We start from the raw sequence: 19927 nt of genomic DNA, 5'->3' as shown, positions 1-19927 counted from the left end.
CTGTGGGCGGGCTTGCTCGCGATGAGGCCCTCACAGACACCGAAGCATCAAACCTCAGGCACTGGGCAGCTCAAATCCCCCTCCTGACACTTCAAGTAAATTTTGAAAGCCTCAACCCGCGCCTTGGTCAGATCCGTGATGCAATTGCTGTAAATCAACGGATAAACACTCCCGCCCTCTACCCCGGACGCGGAGAACTTGCACTCGGCATCCCGAAACCCGATCCACGCCCGCTGCGCGCCAATCAACAGCTTCTTGCTGTCGGGACTGCCCTTCAAACGCGCGGTGATCTGTTGGTAAAGCGCATTTAACTCCTTGTCCGCCGCCTTGTTCTGCTGCGCCGCACATTGATTCATCGTGGCCTGGTCGGTGGCGTTGTCGCAATCGACGGCATGGGCAACGGTGGTGAACAACAACGGCGTCAGCGCCAGGAGCAAGCGTGGGTGCATGGGGATTCTCGCTGTGACTGGAAAAGTGAGGTGCAGTGTAGCGAAGCCTCATTCGCTTGCGGTGGCTCTGGAAGCCTTGAGCAAGTGACCTGCGCACGCTTGGATGTCCTCGCGCCTGTACAACGTCTCTCGTTCTCAACCCGCGAACTTTGGCGCGGATGTGCGGCCGAATATTTCAGGCAGGGTTGATTGAGCAGCCCGATTGATACAACTTTAAGGTTGGTCTTGTGGTCTTACAGGCCTACTGTTCAGTACAGGAGGTGACTTATGAACCCAGCATCAGATCGCATCGAAAGGAAGATCCTGCTTAAAGCGCCGCGCTCGCAGGTCTGGCGTGTGCTGGCCAACGCCGAAGCGTTCGGGCAGTGGTTTGGCGTGGCACTGGAAGGCAAGCGTTTTGTCGCCGGCGAATGGACTCAGGGGCAGATTACTTACCCGGGTTATGAGCATTTGCTGTGGAACGTCCTGGTGGAGCGAGTCGAGCCGGAGCGGGTATTTTCGTTTCGCTGGCACCCGTATGCCGTAGAGCCGGAAGTCGATTACTCCCAGGAGCCCACCACGCTGGTGAAGTTCGAACTTCAAGACTTGGAGGAAGGTACTTTGCTGACAGTCGTCGAGTCCGGTTTCGATCACATTCCCCAGACGCGGCGGCTCAAGGCGTTCCGCATGGACAGCCGGGGCTGGGATGAGCAGATGAGCAATATCGAAGAGTTTCTGAAGATCAACACCAAGGCTCGCCTGCAGCAAGGCGAGTAGTGGCCGCAAGTTCGAACCCAGGTTGAAAGGCGACTGCAGGCCCCGAAACTCGCGGCCTCGAGGCGAGACACCTGACGCGTCTAAGGGTTTTCGGAAGGGGTGGTATAGCGAATGTCCTACACGCGATGGTTACTATGTCGCCTGTTGCAGATTGGATCCGATGCGTAATCTAGCCTCATCAACCGGAGCACAGGAAGTGCTTCGGGATCAAGGATGATCGGCCATCAGCAAGGAACGCTATCGACAGGGAGTCGACATGGTCTTGGGAAAAACCCGCTTCGGCGGGTTTTTTTTCGTCTGCTGAAAAGCTGACCATTTTCTATGTGGGAGCGAGCCTGCTCGCGAGGACCGATGACACGGTCCTGCTGATACACCGCGGTGCCTGCTTCGCGAGCAGGCTCCCTCCATCATGTCGGCGTGCAGATTTGGGTCTTTGATCGTCAATGGCTTACACCAGAGCGCGGGTATGTCGTCTGTTTACGCTTCAACAATGTAGTTAATCTGGATCTATCAACTGAGTCGCAGGATGCACTCAGGATCACGGATGATCGACCATAGGCCTGGATGGCTGCTGACAGGATGTCGCAATGGTCTTGAGAAACCCGCTTAGGCGGGTTTTTTTGTGGGCGATGGAAAGTCCTCGGTGCAGCCGGACACTGGCTGCACCGAGGAATGGATCAGCGTACTGCTACCTGATCGAGCTTCGCCGCAACACGCTCGGTGATTTCCGAGCGCAATTTCAACGACCCGGCAGCCCGTTTCCGCGCTTCCTCCAGCACACTGATCGGCGCGGTCTCGGGACAGCCCGAAGCAAACGGCGGCGCGGGAGCATATTCCAGCTGCAACTGCACCAGCTGTGCCGTGTCCTTATCGAACAATTCGGCGGCCAGGGTCAGGGCAAAATCGATGCCCGCGGTGATCCCGCCACCGGTCAACAGATTGCCATCGCGCACCACCCGATCCTTCACCGGAATCGCACCCAATGGCGCGAGCAATTCGTGATACGCCCAGTGAGTGGTCGCGTGTTTACCCTTGAGCAGGCCCGCAGCGCCCAGCACCAGCGCTCCCGTGCAAACCGAAGTGACATACCGCGCATGGGCCGCCTGAGCCTTGATGAACGCCAACGTTTCTTCATCTTCCATCAACGGCCCGACACCGCTGCCGCCGGGAATGCAGATCACATCCAGCGCCGGGCAATCGTCGAAGGTGACGGTGGGCTTCAGCACCAGGCCGGTGCTGGCGGTGACTGGCATCAGGTCCTTCCAGACCAGATGCACCTTCACGTCTGGCAGCGAGGCCAGCACGTCGTAAGGGCCGGTCAGGTCCAGTTGCTGAACCTGCGGGAACAACAGAAAACCGATCTGCAACGTCATGGTGTTTTTCTCGTGAAGTGGGTGGACGGCTTCACTCTAGGCTCGTAGGATTTGGCGCATACGCCAATTACCCCACGAATTACGCCAAGCATGCCCAAGACCATTCATGTGCTCGCGTTCGCCAATGTGCAACTGCTCGACGTCACCGGGCCCTTGCAAGTGTTCGCCTCGGCCAACGACATTGCCCGCCAGAAGGGTTTGCCGCCGCCTTACGCGCCGACGGTGATCGCTTGCGGCGGCGGGGTGGTGATGTCGTCGGCGGGGCTGGCGTTGTTGGCCGAACCGTTGCCCGTGCAAGGCAGCGACACCTTGATCATTGCCGGCGGCTGGGGCGTTTACGCGGCGGCGGAGGATGCGGCACTGGTGGCATGGGTGCGTGAGCATGGGGCGGGATGCCGGCGGGTGTCATCGGTGTGCACCGGGGCGTTTTTACTGGCGGCCAGCGGCTGGCTCGATGGGCGACGGGTGGTCACGCACTGGACTCGTTGCGAGCAGTTGGCACAGCGGCACCCACGGCTGCAGGTCGAGCCCAATCCGATTTTCATCAATGACGGCCCGGTGTGGACCTCGGCCGGGGTCACTGCCGGCATCGACCTCGCGCTGGCCATGGTCGAAGAAGACTTGGGGCGCAACATGGCGCTGGAAGTGGCGCAGCAGTTGGTGGTTTTTCTCAAACGACCGGGCGGTCAGTCGCAGTTCAGCGTGACCCTGTCATTGCAAAAGGAAGGTAGCCGATTCGATGACCTTCATGCCTGGATCAGCGAACACCTCACCATGGATCTGGGTATTCCCACCCTGGCGCTACAGGCGGGCATGAGTGAACGCAGCTTCGTCCGCCACTACCGCGCCGACACCGGCCAGACACCTGCGCGGGCCATCGAACTGATTCGGGTCGAAACAGCGCGACGCCTGCTCAGCGACACCGGCGTGCCGATCAAACGGGTTGCGGTACAGTGCGGGTTCGGCAGCGAAGAGACGTTGCGCCGCAGTTTTCTGCGCGCCATGGGCGTGACACCGCAAGCCTATCGCGAGCGGTTTTCGGTGAGTTCTGAGGCAGACTCGGTCATGCACTTCATATGAAGAACGAAGGTGTTAACCGAACATCACCTTTTGCCAGTGATCCTCACTGACAATGGCGATCGGCACGCCGCTATCTCTAAGTTCGACGGCTCTTTTGATCTTGGTTCCATAACTGCTATGCAGCCACTGATCGTTACCAATGCTGCCCACTACCAGATAGTGAACTTTCTTGCTAACCGAGCCGCCAATCAAACCGCCGCGCTCGACAATCAGCGATTCACACTCCTTGCGAGGTCCGTAGGCCATGACTCCAGTAAACAGGAAGACTCGTTCGGTCCAGTTTAATGGCGGGGCCGGATGATCAAGAGGAAGGCTCGTGGGGGCAGTTGAGGTTTGCCCGGAACCTACCGAAAGGCCTGTAAATTGGTGCAGCATTTCCAGAAGCTCGATGGATTCCTCAGCATCCAGCACGGCATCGCTCAGCATGCTGGCGAGGCGTTGGTAGAGGATGTTTACCACCGGATCACCGAGATGCGTCAGATGGGATTCGATCCAGACCTTGAGAAACTCGGCTTCCTGCTGGTTGATCTTGCCGTCGGCGGCGAGCCCGGCGGCAATGCCCACCAGTGCATCGGCGGAGCGACGGTCTATCCGTTCTTTATGGAAAAAAGCGCTGTTCTGAAACTCCTGATGCAGGTCCACCATCTTTCCTTCTCCTTAAGCTTCCGTTTCCATTACCTGATTAAAATACTTCGCCCGATCCGGCGTAAACGTCACCACCATCCTGGTCCGCGAGCAGGTCAACGCCCGTTCTTCGCCCAAATCAACCTCCAGGTCTTCCCCACGCAAACCCTGCCATTGAGCAAGGTATTTGAGCGATCCGTACTTTTCGAGTTTTTTCAGGCTACGGCTGACGCCACCTTTCCAGCCCAGCACCGGCAGTTCGCCGGCGCGGCATTGTTGGGCGAGTTCGGGGAAGCGGGCGGCGCGTTGGCGGCCGATTTCCCAGCATTTGATCAGGCCTTTGTCGGGGCCTTCCCACAGTTCATCGCGGTTCAGGCCTGTGCGGAGTGGGGTGTCGATGCTGCGGTGGATGCGCTGGGTCATTCGGGTTCCTTGAATTCGGGTTTTGTTGGACAGCTCCGCTGTGCCCGTTGACGGTCGATGGTAGGTGGGGATGTAACGGGTGGCAACAAACGATTTCCGGAGGGGGGAATGATTTTCTGCGCGATGGTTTTCGGGTTTTGTTTAGTGGTTGTAGGCGCTTTGGTGCGGCGAACTTTTTTTCTGTTATTTCTCGAGCCTTGTGTTGTGGATGATGGCCTCTTCGCGGGCAAGCCTTGCTCCTACAGATTTGGTGTCGTTCATAGTTACTGAATTCGACACAAATCCTGTAGGAGCAGGGCTTGCCCGCGAAGGGGACGACGCGGTCTCACGGCTGCCAGTAATTCTTCTCCCCACTCAATTTCCGATCCAGAAAACTTGCCGCGCTGATCAGCGCCAGGTGCGTCAACGCTTGCGGTGTGTTGCCCAGATGCCGCGCATGGCTGTCGAACTCTTCGGCATACAACCCCAGCGGATTGGCGTACCGCAGCAGTTGTTCAAACTCCAGATGCGCCTTTTCTACCTGACCGGCCCGGGCCAGACATTCGACATACCAGAACGAACACGCGGCGAAGGCGCCTTCGGTGCCGGTGAGGCCGTCGATCTGGCTGTCTTCGTTGCGATAGCGGTAAACCATGCCGTCGCGCACCAGGTTTTTCTCGATGGCTTCGAGTGTCGATAGCCAGCGCGGATCCTTGGCGCTGACGAAGCGCACCAGCGGCATCAGCAACATCGAACCATCCAGCGCAGTACCGCCGATGTGCTGGATGAAATGCCCGCGTTCTTCGTTCCAGAAATTTTCCCAGATGTCGGCGTAGATCGCCTGACGGGTCTGGTCCCAACGGGCAAACGGGGCGGGCAGGGAGCGTTTGGAGGCGAGGCGGATCGCCCGGTCCAGCGCCACCCAGCACATCAATCGAGAGTGCAGGAAATGATGCTGCTCGCCACGCATTTCCCAGATGCCGACGTCTTTTTGCTGCCAGGTTTCGCAGACCTGATCGACCACTTCCACCGCGTGTTTCCAACCTTCATGGGAGATGGCGTCGCCGTACTTGTTGACCAGATACACTGCATCCATCAACTCGCCAAAGATGTCGAGCTGGACCTGATCGTACGCACCATTACCGATGCGCACCGGCGTGGCGCCGCCATGGCCGGATAGGTGCGAGAGTTCGGTTTCCGGCAGTTCCTGGCGACCATCGATGGCGTAGAGAATGTTGAGTTTCATCGGTTTGCCGTGGCAGTCGCTGACCCGCCCGCGCAGCCAGCGCATGTAATCGTTGGCTTCCTGGACAAACCCCAGGCGCATGAAGGCATAGACGGTGAACGAGGCGTCGCGGATCCAGGTGTAGCGATAATCCCAGTTGCGTTCACCGCCCGGCGTTTCCGGCAGGCCGAACGTGGCGGCGGCGAGAATCGCGCCGTGTTTGCGTGAGGTCAGCAGCTTCAGCGCGAGGGCCGAACGGTTGACCATTTCCCGCCAGCGCCCCCCGTAGTTGGACTGGCCGGTCCAGTCCCGCCAGAACTTCAACGTGCGCTCCATGCACAAGTCTGCGGCCCCTTCCTTGAAGCGGGGATCGTCGAAGCCGCCCAGCAGGAATTGCGCACCCTGGCCCTGTTCCAGAGTGAATTCGGCCACCGCCGCGTCACCCTCGACACGCAACACCTGATCCGAAGACAGGCGCATGGACGGCTGATCGTCTGCCTCGAATGCCACGTCCTTTTCGTCCAGTCGCGCACGGGTTTTGGCGCGTGCATAGTCGTGCCGTACTGCGCAGCGCATGTGAAACGTCGCCTGGCCGCTGACCACCCGAACCCGGCGCATCAGCACCGGCAGATTATCTTCGCTGTCGCCGATCGGCAGCAGGTCGGTGACCTCGACCACCGCGCTGTCGCTGAGCCAGCGGGTTTGCAGGACGTTGGTGTCGGGCAGGTAGATCTGCTCGCGGCGGGCGTCGGGCAGGTCTGGGGAGAGTTGGAAAATGCCGGCCTCGGGTGTGTCCAGCAGCGAGCAGAAGATCGACGGGCTGTCGAATTCCGGCCAGCAGAAAAAATCCACGCTGCCCTTGTCGTTGACCAGTGCCGCGCTGCGCATGTCGCCAATGATGCCGTGGGCGTCGATGGCGCTTTGTCGTTCGGGATGATGATCAGCCATTGCCGCGAAACTCCGGATAGAGGCTCATGCCGCCGTCGATGAACAGGGTGGTGCCGACGATGTAGTCGGAGGCATCGGAGGCGAGAAAGACCACGGCGTTGGCGATGTCCTCGGTGGCGTCGCGGTTGATCGCCGTACTAATCAGCTGACTGGTTTGGACTGCCGAGAGTTCATTTGTGCGGAGGGTGTGGTGACTGTAAAGGCCTCTTCGCCGGCAAGCCGGTCTCGCTCCCACATTTGAGCTCTGGTGATTACAAATAGCGTGTCCACAGCAGGTCCATTGTGGGAGCGAGCCTGCTCGCGAAAGGGCCTTCACATTCAACCAACAATTAGCCGCTTTCCCCACAACCAGCCTTATGGCAACTTGCAGGCCCTTATCGAGAGCCGAACCATGGCCAACCCCTATCGCGAACTGTTCAAAGCCCCGGGCAGCCGAGCCTTTGTGCTGGCCGGGATGATTGCGCGCATGCCGATTTCCATGACCGGCATCGGCCTGATCACCATGCTCTCCCAGCTGCAAGGTGGTTACGGACTGGCCGGCGCGGTGGCGGCGACATTTGCTTTGGCCACGGCATTTTGCGCGCCGCAGGTTTCGCGGCTGGTGGATCGTTTCGGGCAGCGCCGGATCTTGCCGGTGTCGGCGTTGATCGGCGGCGGGGCGTTGTTGCTGGTGTTGCTGTGCACGCGCTTGCAGGCGCCGCAATGGACGCTGTTCGTGTTCGCCGCGCTGGCCGGTTGCATGCCGAGCATGTCGGCGATGGTGCGGGCGCGCTGGACCGAGGTCTATCGCGGCCAACCACAATTGCAAACTGCGTATGCCCTGGAATCGGTACTCGACGAAGTCTGTTTTATTGTCGGGCCGCCGCTGTCGGTGGGCTTGTGTGTGGTGGCGTTCCCCGAGGCCGGGCCGCTGGCGGCGTTGCTGATGCTGGCGATTGGCGTCACGGCGTTTGTCCTGCAACGGGACACGGAACCGGCGATTCATCCCCATGAAGAACACCATCAGGGCTCGATCATTCGTTCCGGCGAAATTCAGTTGCTGGTGCTGCTGATGGTCGCCTTGGGCACCATTGTCGGCGTGGTGGATGTGGTCAGCGTGGCGTTTGCGCAGCAGCAGGGCCAACCGGCGGCGGCGAGCATTGTGCTGTCGGTATACGCGATCGGCTCATGTCTGGCCGGGCTGGCGTTCGGGGCGTTGCGTTCGAAAGTGCCGTTGCCGCGACTGTTTCTGTACGGCGGGGTGGCGACGGCGGTGACTACGTTGCCGTTGCTGCTGGCGAGCAACATTCTCGGGTTGTCGCTGGCGGTATTCGTCGCCGGGCTGTTTTTTGCGCCGACACTGATTGTGGCGATGGCCCTGGTGGAGCGCATCGTGCCGCCGGCCAAACTCACCGAAGGCCTGACCTGGCTGGTCACCGGGTTGAGCATTGGCGTGGCGATTGGCGCGGCCGGTTCGGGTTGGCTGGTGGATGCGTTCGGGGCGCGCAGCGGGTTCTGGGTGGCGATAGCGGCGGGGGCGGTGGTGCTTGGTTCCGCAATCCAAAGCTATCGCCATCTCAAATAAGCATTTTTTCAGTGCCTTTCGCGGCGTTTTCTTCGCGGGCAAGCCTCGCTCCTACAGGCTTCAGTGCGTTCTGTAGGAGCGAGGCTTGCCCGCGAAGGCGTCATCACCGTCGACTAATTCCCTTGGGCGCTCATCCGTTCTCTTTACAGACAACTTTTCGAGGTAAGCCCGGTGACCCAGCTGACATTGCTGTGCCTGCCCTATTCAGGCGCGAGCGCCATGGTCTACAGCCGCTGGCGGCGCAAACTGCCGGAGTGGCTCAAGCTGCAGCCGGTGGAACTGCCGGGGCGCGGCGCGCGGTTCGGCGAGCCATTGCACACCGACATGCGGCGCCTGGCGCTGCAACTCGCGCAGGAACAGAAAGCCACGCTCAAGGCGCCGTACGCGCTGTTCGGCCACAGTCTCGGCGCTTTGCTGGCCTGCGAAATGGCCCATGCCTTTCGCTCGCTGGGTTGCCCGGAGCCGGTGGCGCTGTTCGCTTCAGGCACGGCCGCGCCGACGATGCGGGCTGATTACGACCAGGGTTTTGCCGATCCGAAAACCGATGCCGAGCTGATCGAGCAACTGCGCACCCTCAATGGCACCAGCGAAGAAGTGCTGGCCAATGAAGAGCTGATGAGCCTGACGCTGCCGATCCTGCGCGCAGACTTCCTGCTGTGCGGCCGTTTCGAGCCGATCCAGCGTCCGCTGCTGAAATGCCCGGTGCACGTGCTCGGCGGCAAGGCTGATCGCGCGACCACCGAACAGTTGATCGGCTGGAGCAAGGAAACCCACGGCAGCTTCTCCGTGGACATGCTGGCCGGCGGTCACTTCTTCATCAATGAGCACGAAGCCAAGGTGTTGAAGGTGATCAAGGACCAGCTCGATGTTCACCATCGCCGGCACGCCATGGCCGCCACTGCCTGACCCAGTCCCTGTAGGAGCCGAGCTTGCTCGCGATGGCGGTGTACCTGTCGACATCAATGTTGAATGTCAATCCGTCATCGCGAGCAAGCTCGGCTCCTACAGGTTCGAGGTGTAGCCCCGTTTTACCACCCCTCTGATAGTTGTTCTCATTCGCTAATTTTTCCGGTCTGCATTCGTTTTATAGGGACGACGTGCCTTTGTGCTTCCCGCCACTGATCCGGATGCTTAGAAATGAATGCTGAAGACTCCTTGAAACTTGCTCGCCGGTTTATCGGGTTGCCCCTGGAAAAGCGCCAGATGTTCCTTGCGGCCTTGCAAAAGGAAGGCATTGATTTCGCCCGGTTCCCGATTCCTGCCGGCGTCGAGGCAGAGGATCGTCAAGCGTTGTCGTACGCCCAGCAACGCATGTGGTTTCTGTGGCAACTGGACGCGCAAAGTGGCGCCTACAACCTGCCGGGCGCGGTGCGTCTGACCGGGCAGTTGAACCTGCCTGCGCTGGAGCAGGTCTTTGCCAGCCTCGTGGAACGTCACGAAACCCTGCGCACGGTGTTCCAGCGTCAGGCCGATGACACCTTGCGGCAAGTGCCGGCCAGCGCGCCGCTGGTCATCGAGCAGGTGGATTTCAGCGCATTGCCGGCCACTGAGCGCGAACAGGCTGTCGCCCAAGCGGCCGAGCAACAATCGGTACTGCCCTTCGATTTATCTGTCGGCCCGTTGCTGCGCGTGACGTTGCTCAAGCTCGCCGAACAGGAACACGTCCTGCTGCTGACCCTGCACCACATCGTTTCCGATGGTTGGTCGATGAACGTGCTGATCGATGAATTCATCCGCTGCTACGACGCCTTCGAGGCCGGTGCACAACCGCAACTTGCACCATTGCCGATCCAGTACAGCGACTACGGGTTGTGGCAACGCCGCTGGCTGGAGGCGGGTGAACAGGCGCGTCAACTGGATTACTGGCAAGCGCAACTCGGCGATGAACACCCGGTGCTGGAGTTGCCCACCGACCACTCGCGCCCGGCGATGCCGAGCTATCGCGGCACCCGCTACGAATTTGCCGTCGACCCGCAACTCGCCGAGCAACTGCGCGCCACCGCGCAGAAACACAACATCACCCTGTTCATGCTGTTGCTCGGTGCGTTCAATGCGCTGCTGCATCGCTACACCGGGCAAACCGACATCCGTGTCGGCGTGCCGATTGCCAACCGCAACCGTGCGGAAATCGAAGGCCTGATCGGCTTCTTCGTCAACACCCAAGTGCTGCGCACCAGGCTTGATGGCCACACCCGCGTCGAAGATTTGCTGAGCGCTATCAAGGAAACCGCCCTCGGTGCTCAGGCTCATCAGGACCTGCCGTTCGAGCGTCTGGTCGAAGCGCTGAAACTGGAACGCAGCCTCAGCCACACGCCGCTGTTCCAGGTGATGTACAACCACCAGCCGCAGGTCGCGGACATGTCCAGCATCAGCACCGCCTCCGGCCTGGTGCTGGGTGCGATCGAGTGGGAAGGGCGCACCACGCAGTTCGACCTGACCCTCGACACCTCCGAAAAGGGCGGCAAGCTGCACGCCGCACTGACCTACGCCAGCGACCTGTTCGATGCGCCGACCATCGCGCGCATGGCGCAACACTGGACGCGCCTGTTGCAGGCGATGGTGGTCGATTCGAATCGGCGGGTCGGCGAGCTGCCGATGTTGGCGGCGGATGAGCAGCAGGTGCTGGTGCACGACTGGAACCGCACCGCCGAAATTTATCCTGTCGAGCAATGCATTCATCAGCTGATCCACGCCCAGGCCTTGCGCACACCCGAAGCGCCGGCGCTGGTGTTTGGCGACCGCCAGCTGACTTATGCACAGCTCAATGCGCGCACCAGTCAATTGGCTCATTACCTGCGCGAACAGGGTGTCGGCCCCGATGTGCTGGTGGGGATCGCCGTCGAGCGTTCGCTGGAAATGGTCATTGGCCTGTTGGCGATTCTCAAGGCCGGCGGCGCTTATGTGCCGCTCGATCCGGAGTATCCGGCGGAGCGCCTGGCCTACATGATCGAAGACAGTGCGATTGGTGTGTTGCTGACCCAGAGCGCCCTGGTTGGCACGCTGCCGACCGGGGGCATCAAGGTCATCGCGCTGGATCAGGACGAGGACTGGCTGGACGCTTACAGCGAAACCTGCCCGCAGGTGTTGGTGAATCCGCTGAACCTGGCCTACGTGATTTACACCTCCGGTTCCACCGGCAAACCCAAGGGCGCCGGCAACAGCCATGCGGCGCTGGTCAACCGTTTGTGCTGGATGCAGCAGGCGTATGGGCTGGATGGCAGCGACTCGGTGTTGCAGAAAACCCCGTTCAGTTTCGACGTCTCGGTCTGGGAATTCTTCTGGCCGCTGATGACCGGCGCCCGTCTGGTGGTGGCGCCGCCGGGCGCGCATCGCGAACCGGCGCGGTTGATTCGCCTCATCGGCGAGTTTGGCATCAGCACCTTGCACTTTGTGCCGTCGATGCTTCAGGCGTTTATCCACGAGCCGGGCGTTGAAGCCTGCACCAGCCTCAAACGCATCGCCTGCAGCGGTGAAGCCTTGCCGCTGGATGCCCAACTTCAAGTGTTCGCCAAGCTGCCGGGCGCCGGGTTGTACAACTTGTACGGGCCGACTGAAGCGGCCATCGACGTGACCCACTGGACCTGCGTCGATGAAGGCGCCGACAGCGTGCCCATCGGCCGGCCGATTGCCAACTTGCGCACCCATGTGCTGGACGCGCAGTTGCTGCCGGTTCCGGCGGGCGTGGCGGGGGAGTTGTACCTGGGCGGCGCCGGTCTGGCGCGCAGTTATCACCGCCGTCCGGGGCTGACGGCGGAACGGTTTGTGCCGTGCCCGTTCCATGACGGCGCGCGTTTGTACCGCACCGGCGACCGGGTGCGTCAGCGCGCCGACGGGGTGATCGAATACCTCGGCCGTCTCGACCATCAAGTGAAACTGCGCGGCCTGCGTATCGAGCTGGGGGAAATCGAAACCCGCCTGATGCAGCATCCGCTGGTGCGCGAGGCGGTGGTCCTGGTGCAGGGCGGCAAGCATCTGGTGGGTTACCTGGTGCTGGATAACGCCGAGGCGCAGTGGCCAGAAACCCTCAAGGCCTGGCTGCTGAGTAGCTTGCCGGAATACATGGTGCCGACCTACCTGATGCCACTGGATGCCTTGCCGGTGACCGCCAACGGCAAACTGGACCGCAAGGCCCTGCCGCAACCCGACGCGGCGCCGCAACAAGCGTTCGTCGCGCCGCAAGATGCCATGCAGACGGCGCTGGCGCAGATCTGGCAGGACGTGTTGGGTCTGGAGCGCGTGGGCCTCGAAGACAACTTCTTCGAGCTGGGCGGCGACTCGATCATCTCCATTCAAGTGGTCAGCCGCGCCCGTCAGGCCGGCATCCGCCTCAGCCCGCGTGACCTGTTCCAGTACCAGACGGTGCGCAGCCTGGCGCTGGTGGCGGCGTTCGACAACCGCAGTGCCATCGACCAAGGGCCGGTCAGCGGCGAGGTGGTGCTGACCCCGGCGCAACACTACTTTTTCGAACAAGCCATCGCGCAGTCGCAACACTGGAACCAGTCCTTGCTGCTGACGCCGCGCGAGACGCTGAACCCTGAAGCACTTGAAGCCGCGCTGGTCGCGGTGATCAACCATCACGATGCCTTGCGTCTGCGTTTCACCCAGGGTGTGGATGGCTGGCAGCAGCGCCACGGATCGCCGGTCGAAACGGCGGGGTTGTGGCAGCGGCACGTGGCGTCGACCGAGGCGTTGTCGGCCCTGTGCGACGAAGCGCAACGCAGCCTTGATCTGGCCGACGGGCCGTTGCTGCGCGCGTTGCTGGTCAGCCTCGACGATGGCACGCAACGCCTGTTGCTGGCGGTCCACCATTTGGCGGTGGACGGCGTGTCCTGGCGGGTGCTGCTCGAAGACCTCCAGCAGGCTTATGCGCAATTGGCGAGTGGCGGCGCCGCGACGTTGCCCGACAAAACCAGCGCCTACCAACGCTGGGCCAGTCATCTGCAAGAACATGCCCGCACGCTGAATGAGCAACTGCCGTTTTGGCAGGCACAACACGCCGATGCCCGCGACCTGCCGTGTGAAAACCCACTGGGCAGCCTGCAGCATCGCCACGGCCACAAGATCGAATCGAAGTTCGACGCCGGGTTGACGCGGCAGCTGCTGCAAACGGCCCCGGCGGCCTATCGCACTCAGGTCAACGACCTGCTGCTGACGGCGCTGGCGCGGGTGATTTGCCGTGGGACCGGGCATCACTCGACGCTGATCCAGCTCGAAGGTCATGGTCGTGAAGACCTGTTCGACGACCTCGACCTGACGCGCACCGTGGGCTGGTTCACCAGCCTGTTCCCGGTGCGCCTGCGACCTCAGGCCGACACGGCGAACGCGATCAAGGCGATCAAGGAACAACTGCGTGCCATCCCCGATAAAGGTCTGGGTTATGGCTTGCTGCGCTACCTCGGCGAGCCGACCCAGCGTGAGTCCTTGCAAGGGTTGCCGGCACCGCGCATCACCTTCAACTACCTCGGCCAGTTCGACCGTCAGTTTGATGACGACGCGCTGTTTGTACCGGCAGCGGAAAGTGGCGGTCAGGCCCAGGGTGACGATGCGCCGCTGGCCAACTGGCTGACGCTGGAAAGCCAGGTCTATGGCGGTCAACTCTCTCTGCAATGGGGTTTCAGTCGCGACATGTTCGCCGACAGCACCGTTCAGCAACTGGCCGACGCCTACACCGAAGAACTCACCGCACTGATCGAACACTGCTGCGCCACGCCGGCGGGTCAGGTCACGCCGTCGGACTTCCCGCTGGCACGGATCAATCAGGGGCAGCTGGACGCGTTGCCTGTCGCGGCACCGGCCATCGAGGACATTTATCCGCTGACGCCGATGCAGCAGGGCATGCTGTTCCACACCTTGTATGAGCCGCAGGCCGAGGCCTACATCAATCAACTGCGTCTTGATATTCAGGGGCTGGAACTGGCGGCATTCGGCCGGGCGTGGCAAGCAGCGATCAACCGTCACGACATTCTGCGCAGCAGCTTCCATTGGTTGGGGCTGGAATCTGCGCATCAGGTAATTCATCGCCAGATCGATCTGCAATTGCAGGTGATCGAGGCCGCCGACATCGACCTCGATGCGCTGGCCGGCGAAGAGCGCAGCCGTGGTTTCGAACTGAGCGCCGCGCCGCTGTTCCGCCTGATGCTGGTGCGCCAAAGCAGCGACGCCTGGCACCTGATCTACACCAGTCATCACATCCTCATGGACGGCTGGAGCAACGCGCAGTTGCTCGGCGAAGTGATTCAGCATTACGCCGGGCAGACACTGGCCAAACCCCTGGGGCAATACCGCGACTACCTGGGCTGGATTCAGCAGCAGCCACTGGCGGCGGGCGAACAGTTCTGGAAACAGGCGCTGGCCGCCCTCGAAACGCCGACGCTGCTGGCGCAAGCCTTGCCGACGCCGGTGGAGGGGCGCGGCATGGGCGAGCATCACTTGACGCTCGAAAGCGCCGCCATGCAGCGCCTGGCCGATTTTGCCCGGCAGCAGAAAATCACCCTCAACACCTTGTTGCAGGGCGCGTGGGGTCTGCTGTTGCAGCGCTACACCGGTCAATCGTGCGTGGCGTTCGGCGCGACAATTGCCGGACGCTCCGCACCGTTGCCGGGTATCGAGCAACAGTTGGGACTGTTCATCAACACCTTGCCGATCATTGCTACGCCGCACTCGGCGCAACCGGTCAGCCAATGGCTCAATGAGCTGCAAGCCCTGAACCTGAGCCTGCGTGAGTTCGAGCATGTGCCGCTCTACGACATCCAGGGCTGGGCGGGGCAGCAGGGCAACGCGCTGTTCGACAGCTTGCTGGTGTTTGAAAACTTCCCGGTGGCCGAAGCGCTGAAGCAAGGTGCACCGGCGGGCTTGACGTTCGGCGCGCTGCGCAATCACGAAATCACCAGTTACCCGTTGACCCTCGGCATCGAAGTCGGCGCCAGTCTGCGTCTGGAATTCAGTTTCGATCAGGCCTTGTTCAGCGCCGCGCAGATCGAGCGGCTGGGCGCGAACTTGTTGCATGTGCTGGAGCGATTCGTCGCGCAGCCGCAACAGGTTCTGGGTGCCGTCAGCCTCTTGGACGCGAAGCAAAAAGCGCAGGTATTGCTGGGTTCGCGTCCCGCCGCGCCTCTGCTGGACAGTCCGTTGCTGGCGCATCAACGTTTCGAGCAACAGGCCGTACGCACGCCCGATGCGTTGGCCGTGATCGTCGGCGACGAACACCTGACTTATGCACAGCTCAACGCCCAGGCCAACCAGCTTGCCCATCGCCTGCGCGAGCACGGTGTGGCGCCGGGGCAGCGGGTCGGCCTGTCGGTGCGGCGCAATGCGCAGATGATCGTCAGCCTCATGGCCATCCTCAAGTCCGGTGCCGGTTATGTGCCGCTGGACCCGGACTACCCGGCCGAACGCCTGGCCTACATGATCGAAGACAGCGGGATGGATCTGCTGCTGGCGCAACCGGAACTGCTGACCGATGTTGCGTTGCCCGAAGGCTTGCCGCGTCTGGCGCTGACGGCGTCGCTGGCCGGATATTCCACGGCCAACCCGGTCAACCTCGCCTGTGCCGAAGACCTCGCGTATCTGATTTACACCTCCGGCTCCACCGGCCGGCCGAAAGGCGTGTGCCTGGCCCACGCCGCGCTGCGCGAGTTTTGCGTGATTGCGGCGGACTATTCGCAGCTCAGTGCCGAAGATCGTGTCCTGCAATTCGCCACGTTCAGCTTCGACGGCTTTGTCGAGCAGTGCTACCCGCCGCTATGCGTGGGTGCGGCGCTGGTTTTGCGCGGCGATGAGCTGTGGGACACCGACACCTTGTACCGGCAGATCATCGAACAGGGCGTGACCCTGGCGGACTTGCCGGCGGCCTATTGGTACTTGCTGGCCCAGGAATGGGCCGCGCAGCCTCAGCGTGACAAAGGTCGGCTGCGTCAGGTCCACGTCGGCGGCGAAGCCATGTCGCTGGAAGGCCTGAAACTCTGGCATGCCGCCGGTCTCGGCGACGTACGCCTGCTCAACACCTATGGGCCGACCGAGGCCACCGTGGTCTCCAGCACTCACCTGTGCACCTTGGCCGACACTCAAAACCTGCTCGGCGTGCCGATTGGTCGCGCCTTGCCCGGCCGGGCGTTGTACGTGCTGGACGCCGAGGGCCATCTGCTGCCAACCGGCTGCGTGGGCGAGTTGTGCATCGGCGGTGACGCCGGCATTGCCCAGCACTATCACCAGCGTCCGGGGCTGAGCGCCGAACGCTTTATTGCCGATCCGTTTTCCACCACACCGGGCGCACGCTTGTACCGCAGCGGCGACCTGGCGCGGTATCGCGAAGACGGTGCGTTGGAATACCTGGGACGCATCGATCACCAGGTGAAAATTCGCGGTTTCCGCGTCGAACTCGGTGAACTGGAAGCGCACCTGCAGGGCTTGCCGATGATCAGCGAAGCCGCAGTGCTGGTGCACGAAGGCGTCGGTGGCAAGCAACTGATCGGCTATGTCGTGCCGACGCTGTCGAACGCCGACTCGCGTCAACTCACCGAAACCGTGCGCCAGGCCTTGGGCGAGCGCCTGCCGGACTACATGCTCCCGGCGCAACTGGTGGTGATGAGTGCACTACCGCTCAACCGCAACGGCAAACTCGACCGCGCGGCGCTGCCAGCGCCAGAGGTCTGGGAAGCCGTGGCCGGCACCGCGCCGCAAGGTGAACTGGAGATTGAACTGGCGCAGATCTGGCGGCAGGTGTTGCACGTTGCCCGTGTCGATCGCGAAAACAGCTTCTTCGAGTTGGGCGGTCATTCGCTGCTGGCCACGCAGATCGTCTCGCAGATTCGTCAGCGTCTGGGCCTGTCGGTGAGTTTGCGCAGCTTGTTCGAACACCCGCGCCTGGAGGATTTCGCCGCTCAGGTGCAAGGCCTGCGGCACGACGCCAACATCTGCGAACGCCCGGCTTTGGTGGCGGATCACTCCGGCGAACGCCAGCCATTGTCCTTTGCCCAGCAGCGGTTGTGGTTCCTGTGGAACCTGGAGCCGGACAGCTCGATGTACAACATGCCCGGTGCCTTGCGGTTGCGCGGGGATCTGAACCTCTCTGCACTGCAGCAGACCTTCGAGACTTTGGTGCAACGCCACGCCGTGTTGCGCACCACGTTCGTTGATGAAGACGGCCAGGCCTGGCAGCGAGTACACGCCGAACTGCCGTTGAACTTCGTCACCAGCGACCTGCGGCATTTGCCGGCGCCGGACGTCGAAGCCGCGCAACTGGCCCGTGAGGAAGTTGCCCGACCATTCGATTTGCGCAATGGGCCGTTGCTGCGGGTGCGGGTGTTGCAGGTCGCGGATCAGGAGCACGTGTTGCTGCTGACGGTGCACCACATCGCTGCGGATGACTGGTCGTTCCGGATTCTGATCAATGAGTTCGTGACGTTGTATCCGACCCTCAACCAGGGTGGCGTCGCGCAGTTGCCGGAACAGGTCGTGCACTACGCCGACTTCGCCAAGTGGCAGCGCCAATGGCTGGATCAGGGTTGCGAGCTGCAACGTCAGCTCGATTACTGGGTCACGCGCCTTGGCCAGCCGCAAACGGTATTGGAGCTGCCGAGCGATGGCGATCAGCGTCAGTCGCAGGAAGGCGCCAGCCAGCATTTCACCTTGAATGCGACCTTGAGTCAGCAGTTGCGCGACTTCGCCCAACAGCGTGGATTTTCGCTGTTCATGGTGCTATTGGCCGGCTTCACCCTGGTGTTGCGCCAGCGCACCGAGGTCAGTCGCGTGCGTATCGGCACCGATATCGCCAACCGAAATCAAGTTGAGCTTGAACAAATGGTCGGCTTCTTCGTTAACCAATTAGTGCTGCAAGTGGATGTGGACGCTGACGAGGCTGCCGGGCAACTGCTGCAAGCCTGTCGCCGCGCGGTTCTGGAGGCTTCGGACCATCAGGACCTGCCGTTCGAGCGACTGGTGGAAGCGTTGCGTCTGCCGCGCCGGGCCGGGCGTTCGCCGTTGTTCGACATCAAGTTGATCTATCAGGAAGGCGTCGGTCGTTTGCCGTCCATGGATGGCTTGCTGGTCGAGGACTTCCCGTCGGGCCGGCAAGCCGCCGAGATCGGCATGGTCGCCGCGTTCTACAACGAGGCTGAACACATTCACCTGAGTTTCGAAACACCCGCCGGGCAGTACTTGCCGAGCACGCTGGAAAGCCTGTTCGAACAAATCGAGGCGGTACTGCAAGCGTTGTTGCGCGCCGACGAGCTGACGGTCAGCCAATTGCTGGACCTGGCCACGGATGTGCAGCGCCGCGCCGATGCGCGCCTGAACGAACAACGCAAGGCGTTGCTGGGCGGGCGCATGGCGATCAAGCGCCGCTCGGCGATTCGTGGCACGCCGGCAGCGCAAACCGCGGCGGACTGATTCATTGCGGCGGCGCCAACCGGGCGCCGCCGTCATCATTTTCTGGAGGGGTTTATGACTGTTTCAACCACCAAGTCCATTCCCAAAATCGGCCGCGGTGCGCGCAAGAGCCTGTCCACCGACCCGACCCGGCTGGTGAGTTTTGCGCCGATGTTCGACGGCGTCAGCACACCCTTGGTGTGCCGCCCGGCGGTGCCCGGCGTGAGCCTGGTGGAGTGGGCGACGGAGAATCGCGCACTGATCGAAAGCAAGCTGCTTGAGCACGCAGTGATTCTGTTCCGTGGATTTCAAGTGGCCGACATCGCCGAGTTCAACCGCTGCGTGGCGGCGATTTCCGACGGTGCCCTGGAGTACCTGTTCCGCGCTTCGCCACGGACGCAGATCACCGGCCAGTTCAAGATCTACAGCTCCACCGACTACCCGGCAGCGGAGAAGATCTTCCCGCACAACGAGCATTCCTATTCGCCGGTGTTCCCGCGTCACCTGTACTTCTACTGCGACACGCCATCGGCCACCGGCGGTGAAACCCCGTTTGGCGACACCCGCGAAATCCTCGCGCGGATCGACCCGGCCGTGCGCGAGGAGTTTCAGCGTAAACGCATCATGTACGTGCGCAACTACGGCGACGGCATGGGGCTGCCATGGCAGACCGTGTTCCAGAGCGAAGACCGCGGCGAAGTCGAAGCCTACTGCGCCAAGATCGGCATTCAGGCCGAGTGGAAGTCGGGCAATCGTCTGCGTACCCGGCAAAACGGCCCGGCGATCGTGCGCCATCCGCTGACCGGCGAGCGCATCTGGTTCAACCACGGCACCTTCTTCAACGCGCTGACCCTGCCGGACAGCATCCGCGACAACCTGCTGCGTGAGTTCGGCCCGCTGGACCTGCCGCAGAACACCTTCTTCGGTGACGGCACGGCCATTCCCGACGACGTCATCCGCCACCTGCAAGGCATCTATCGCGACGTGATGGTCGAGTTCGCCTGGGAGAAGGGCGACGTGGTCCTGCTGGACAACATCCTCAGTGTGCATGCGCGCAACGAATTCACTGGCTACAGAAAAATCCTCACGGCCATGGCCATCGCGCAGAAAAGCGCCGACCTGGATCAGGAATAAGGACACT

11 protein-coding genes and 1 pseudogene are annotated in these 19927 nt (G+C 61.8%); 6 read left to right on the top strand and 6 right to left on the bottom strand.

Going from position 1 to position 19927, the window contains the following annotated elements; translation table 11 throughout:
* Nucleotides 1-47 precede the first annotated feature (47 nt).
* The gene (locus ACA066_RS20120) at nt 48-449 is read right to left on the bottom strand and encodes a lysozyme inhibitor LprI family protein (protein ID WP_497696345.1); all 402 of its coding nucleotides are present in this window, start codon (nt 447-449) and stop codon (nt 48-50) included.
* Nucleotides 450-716: 267 nt separating this feature from the next.
* Between ACA066_RS20120 and ACA066_RS20115 the strand changes: the two genes are divergently transcribed.
* On the top strand, nt 717-1205 hold the full coding sequence (locus ACA066_RS20115; protein ID WP_497696344.1) for an SRPBCC family protein: 489 nt from the start codon (nt 717-719) through the stop codon (nt 1203-1205).
* Between the two features lie 677 nt (nt 1206-1882).
* Here ACA066_RS20115 and inhA read toward each other — a convergent pair.
* Nucleotides 1883-2578, bottom strand: coding sequence for an isonitrile hydratase (gene inhA, locus ACA066_RS20110; RefSeq protein WP_497696343.1), 696 nt, complete (start codon nt 2576-2578; stop codon nt 1883-1885).
* A 90-nt stretch (nt 2579-2668) separates the two neighbouring features.
* Here inhA and ACA066_RS20105 point away from each other — a divergent pair, with 90 nt between their 5' ends.
* Entirely contained in the window at nt 2669-3658 is a 990-nt protein-coding gene (locus ACA066_RS20105) for a GlxA family transcriptional regulator (RefSeq protein WP_497696342.1), read from the top strand.
* Nucleotides 3659-3670: 12 nt separating this feature from the next.
* On the opposite strand, the gene ACA066_RS20100 is transcribed toward ACA066_RS20105, so the two are convergent.
* The 4 genes and pseudogenes from ACA066_RS20100 to ACA066_RS20085 all read right to left on the bottom strand — a co-directional run.
* On the bottom strand, nt 3671-4303 hold the full coding sequence (locus ACA066_RS20100; RefSeq protein WP_497696341.1) for a BRCT domain-containing protein: 633 nt from the start codon (nt 4301-4303) through the stop codon (nt 3671-3673).
* 12 nt (nt 4304-4315) lie between these two features.
* The gene (locus ACA066_RS20095) at nt 4316-4705 is read right to left on the bottom strand and encodes a hypothetical protein (protein WP_497696340.1); all 390 of its coding nucleotides are present in this window, start codon (nt 4703-4705) and stop codon (nt 4316-4318) included.
* 325 nt (nt 4706-5030) lie between these two features.
* On the bottom strand, nt 5031-6857 hold the full coding sequence (locus ACA066_RS20090; RefSeq protein ID WP_497696339.1) for a glycoside hydrolase family 15 protein: 1827 nt from the start codon (nt 6855-6857) through the stop codon (nt 5031-5033).
* Nucleotides 6850-6999 (bottom strand): annotated as a pseudogene (locus ACA066_RS20085) (SDR family oxidoreductase); the annotation flags it as partial. The pseudogene ACA066_RS20085 and the gene ACA066_RS20090, both read right to left, overlap by 8 nt.
* Before the next feature lie 249 nt (nt 7000-7248).
* Between ACA066_RS20085 and ACA066_RS20080 the strand changes: the two are divergent.
* The 4 genes from ACA066_RS20080 to ACA066_RS20065 all read left to right on the top strand — a co-directional run bounded on the left by ACA066_RS20080 (nt 7249) and on the right by ACA066_RS20065 (nt 19920).
* Complete coding sequence (locus ACA066_RS20080; protein ID WP_497696338.1) at nt 7249-8421, top strand: MFS transporter; 1173 nt, start codon at nt 7249-7251, stop codon at nt 8419-8421.
* A gap of 171 nt (nt 8422-8592) precedes the next feature.
* Complete coding sequence (locus ACA066_RS20075) at nt 8593-9327, top strand: thioesterase II family protein (RefSeq protein ID WP_497696337.1); 735 nt, start codon at nt 8593-8595, stop codon at nt 9325-9327.
* A gap of 231 nt (nt 9328-9558) precedes the next feature.
* The gene (locus ACA066_RS20070) at nt 9559-18807 is read left to right on the top strand and encodes an amino acid adenylation domain-containing protein (RefSeq protein WP_497696336.1); all 9249 of its coding nucleotides are present in this window, start codon (nt 9559-9561) and stop codon (nt 18805-18807) included.
* Nucleotides 18808-18861: 54 nt separating this feature from the next.
* Entirely contained in the window at nt 18862-19920 is a 1059-nt protein-coding gene (locus ACA066_RS20065) for a TauD/TfdA family dioxygenase (protein WP_497696335.1), read from the top strand.
* Nucleotides 19921-19927: the final 7 nt, after the last annotated feature.

The organism is Pseudomonas sp. LBUM1651 (assembly GCF_059716135.1).
This window is presented reverse-complemented; position numbering and strand designations above follow the sequence as displayed.

Bases quoted from the DNA above. Each gene is read 5' to 3' on its own strand.
- ACA066_RS20120 (WP_497696345.1), bottom strand. From the start codon at position 449: ATGCACCCACGCTTGCTCCTGGCGCTGACGCCGTTGTTGTTCACCACC.
- ACA066_RS20115 (WP_497696344.1), top strand. From the start codon at position 717: ATGAACCCAGCATCAGATCGCATCGAAAGGAAGATCCTGCTTAAAGCG.
- inhA (WP_497696343.1), bottom strand. From the start codon at position 2,578: ATGACGTTGCAGATCGGTTTTCTGTTGTTCCCGCAGGTTCAGCAACTG.
- ACA066_RS20105 (WP_497696342.1), top strand. From the start codon at position 2,669: ATGCCCAAGACCATTCATGTGCTCGCGTTCGCCAATGTGCAACTGCTC.
- ACA066_RS20100 (WP_497696341.1), bottom strand. From the start codon at position 4,303: ATGGTGGACCTGCATCAGGAGTTTCAGAACAGCGCTTTTTTCCATAAA.
- ACA066_RS20095 (WP_497696340.1), bottom strand. From the start codon at position 4,705: ATGACCCAGCGCATCCACCGCAGCATCGACACCCCACTCCGCACAGGC.
- ACA066_RS20090 (WP_497696339.1), bottom strand. From the start codon at position 6,857: ATGGCTGATCATCATCCCGAACGACAAAGCGCCATCGACGCCCACGGC.
- ACA066_RS20080 (WP_497696338.1), top strand. From the start codon at position 7,249: ATGGCCAACCCCTATCGCGAACTGTTCAAAGCCCCGGGCAGCCGAGCC.
- ACA066_RS20070 (WP_497696336.1), top strand. From the start codon at position 9,559: ATGAATGCTGAAGACTCCTTGAAACTTGCTCGCCGGTTTATCGGGTTG.
- ACA066_RS20065 (WP_497696335.1), top strand. From the start codon at position 18,862: ATGACTGTTTCAACCACCAAGTCCATTCCCAAAATCGGCCGCGGTGCG.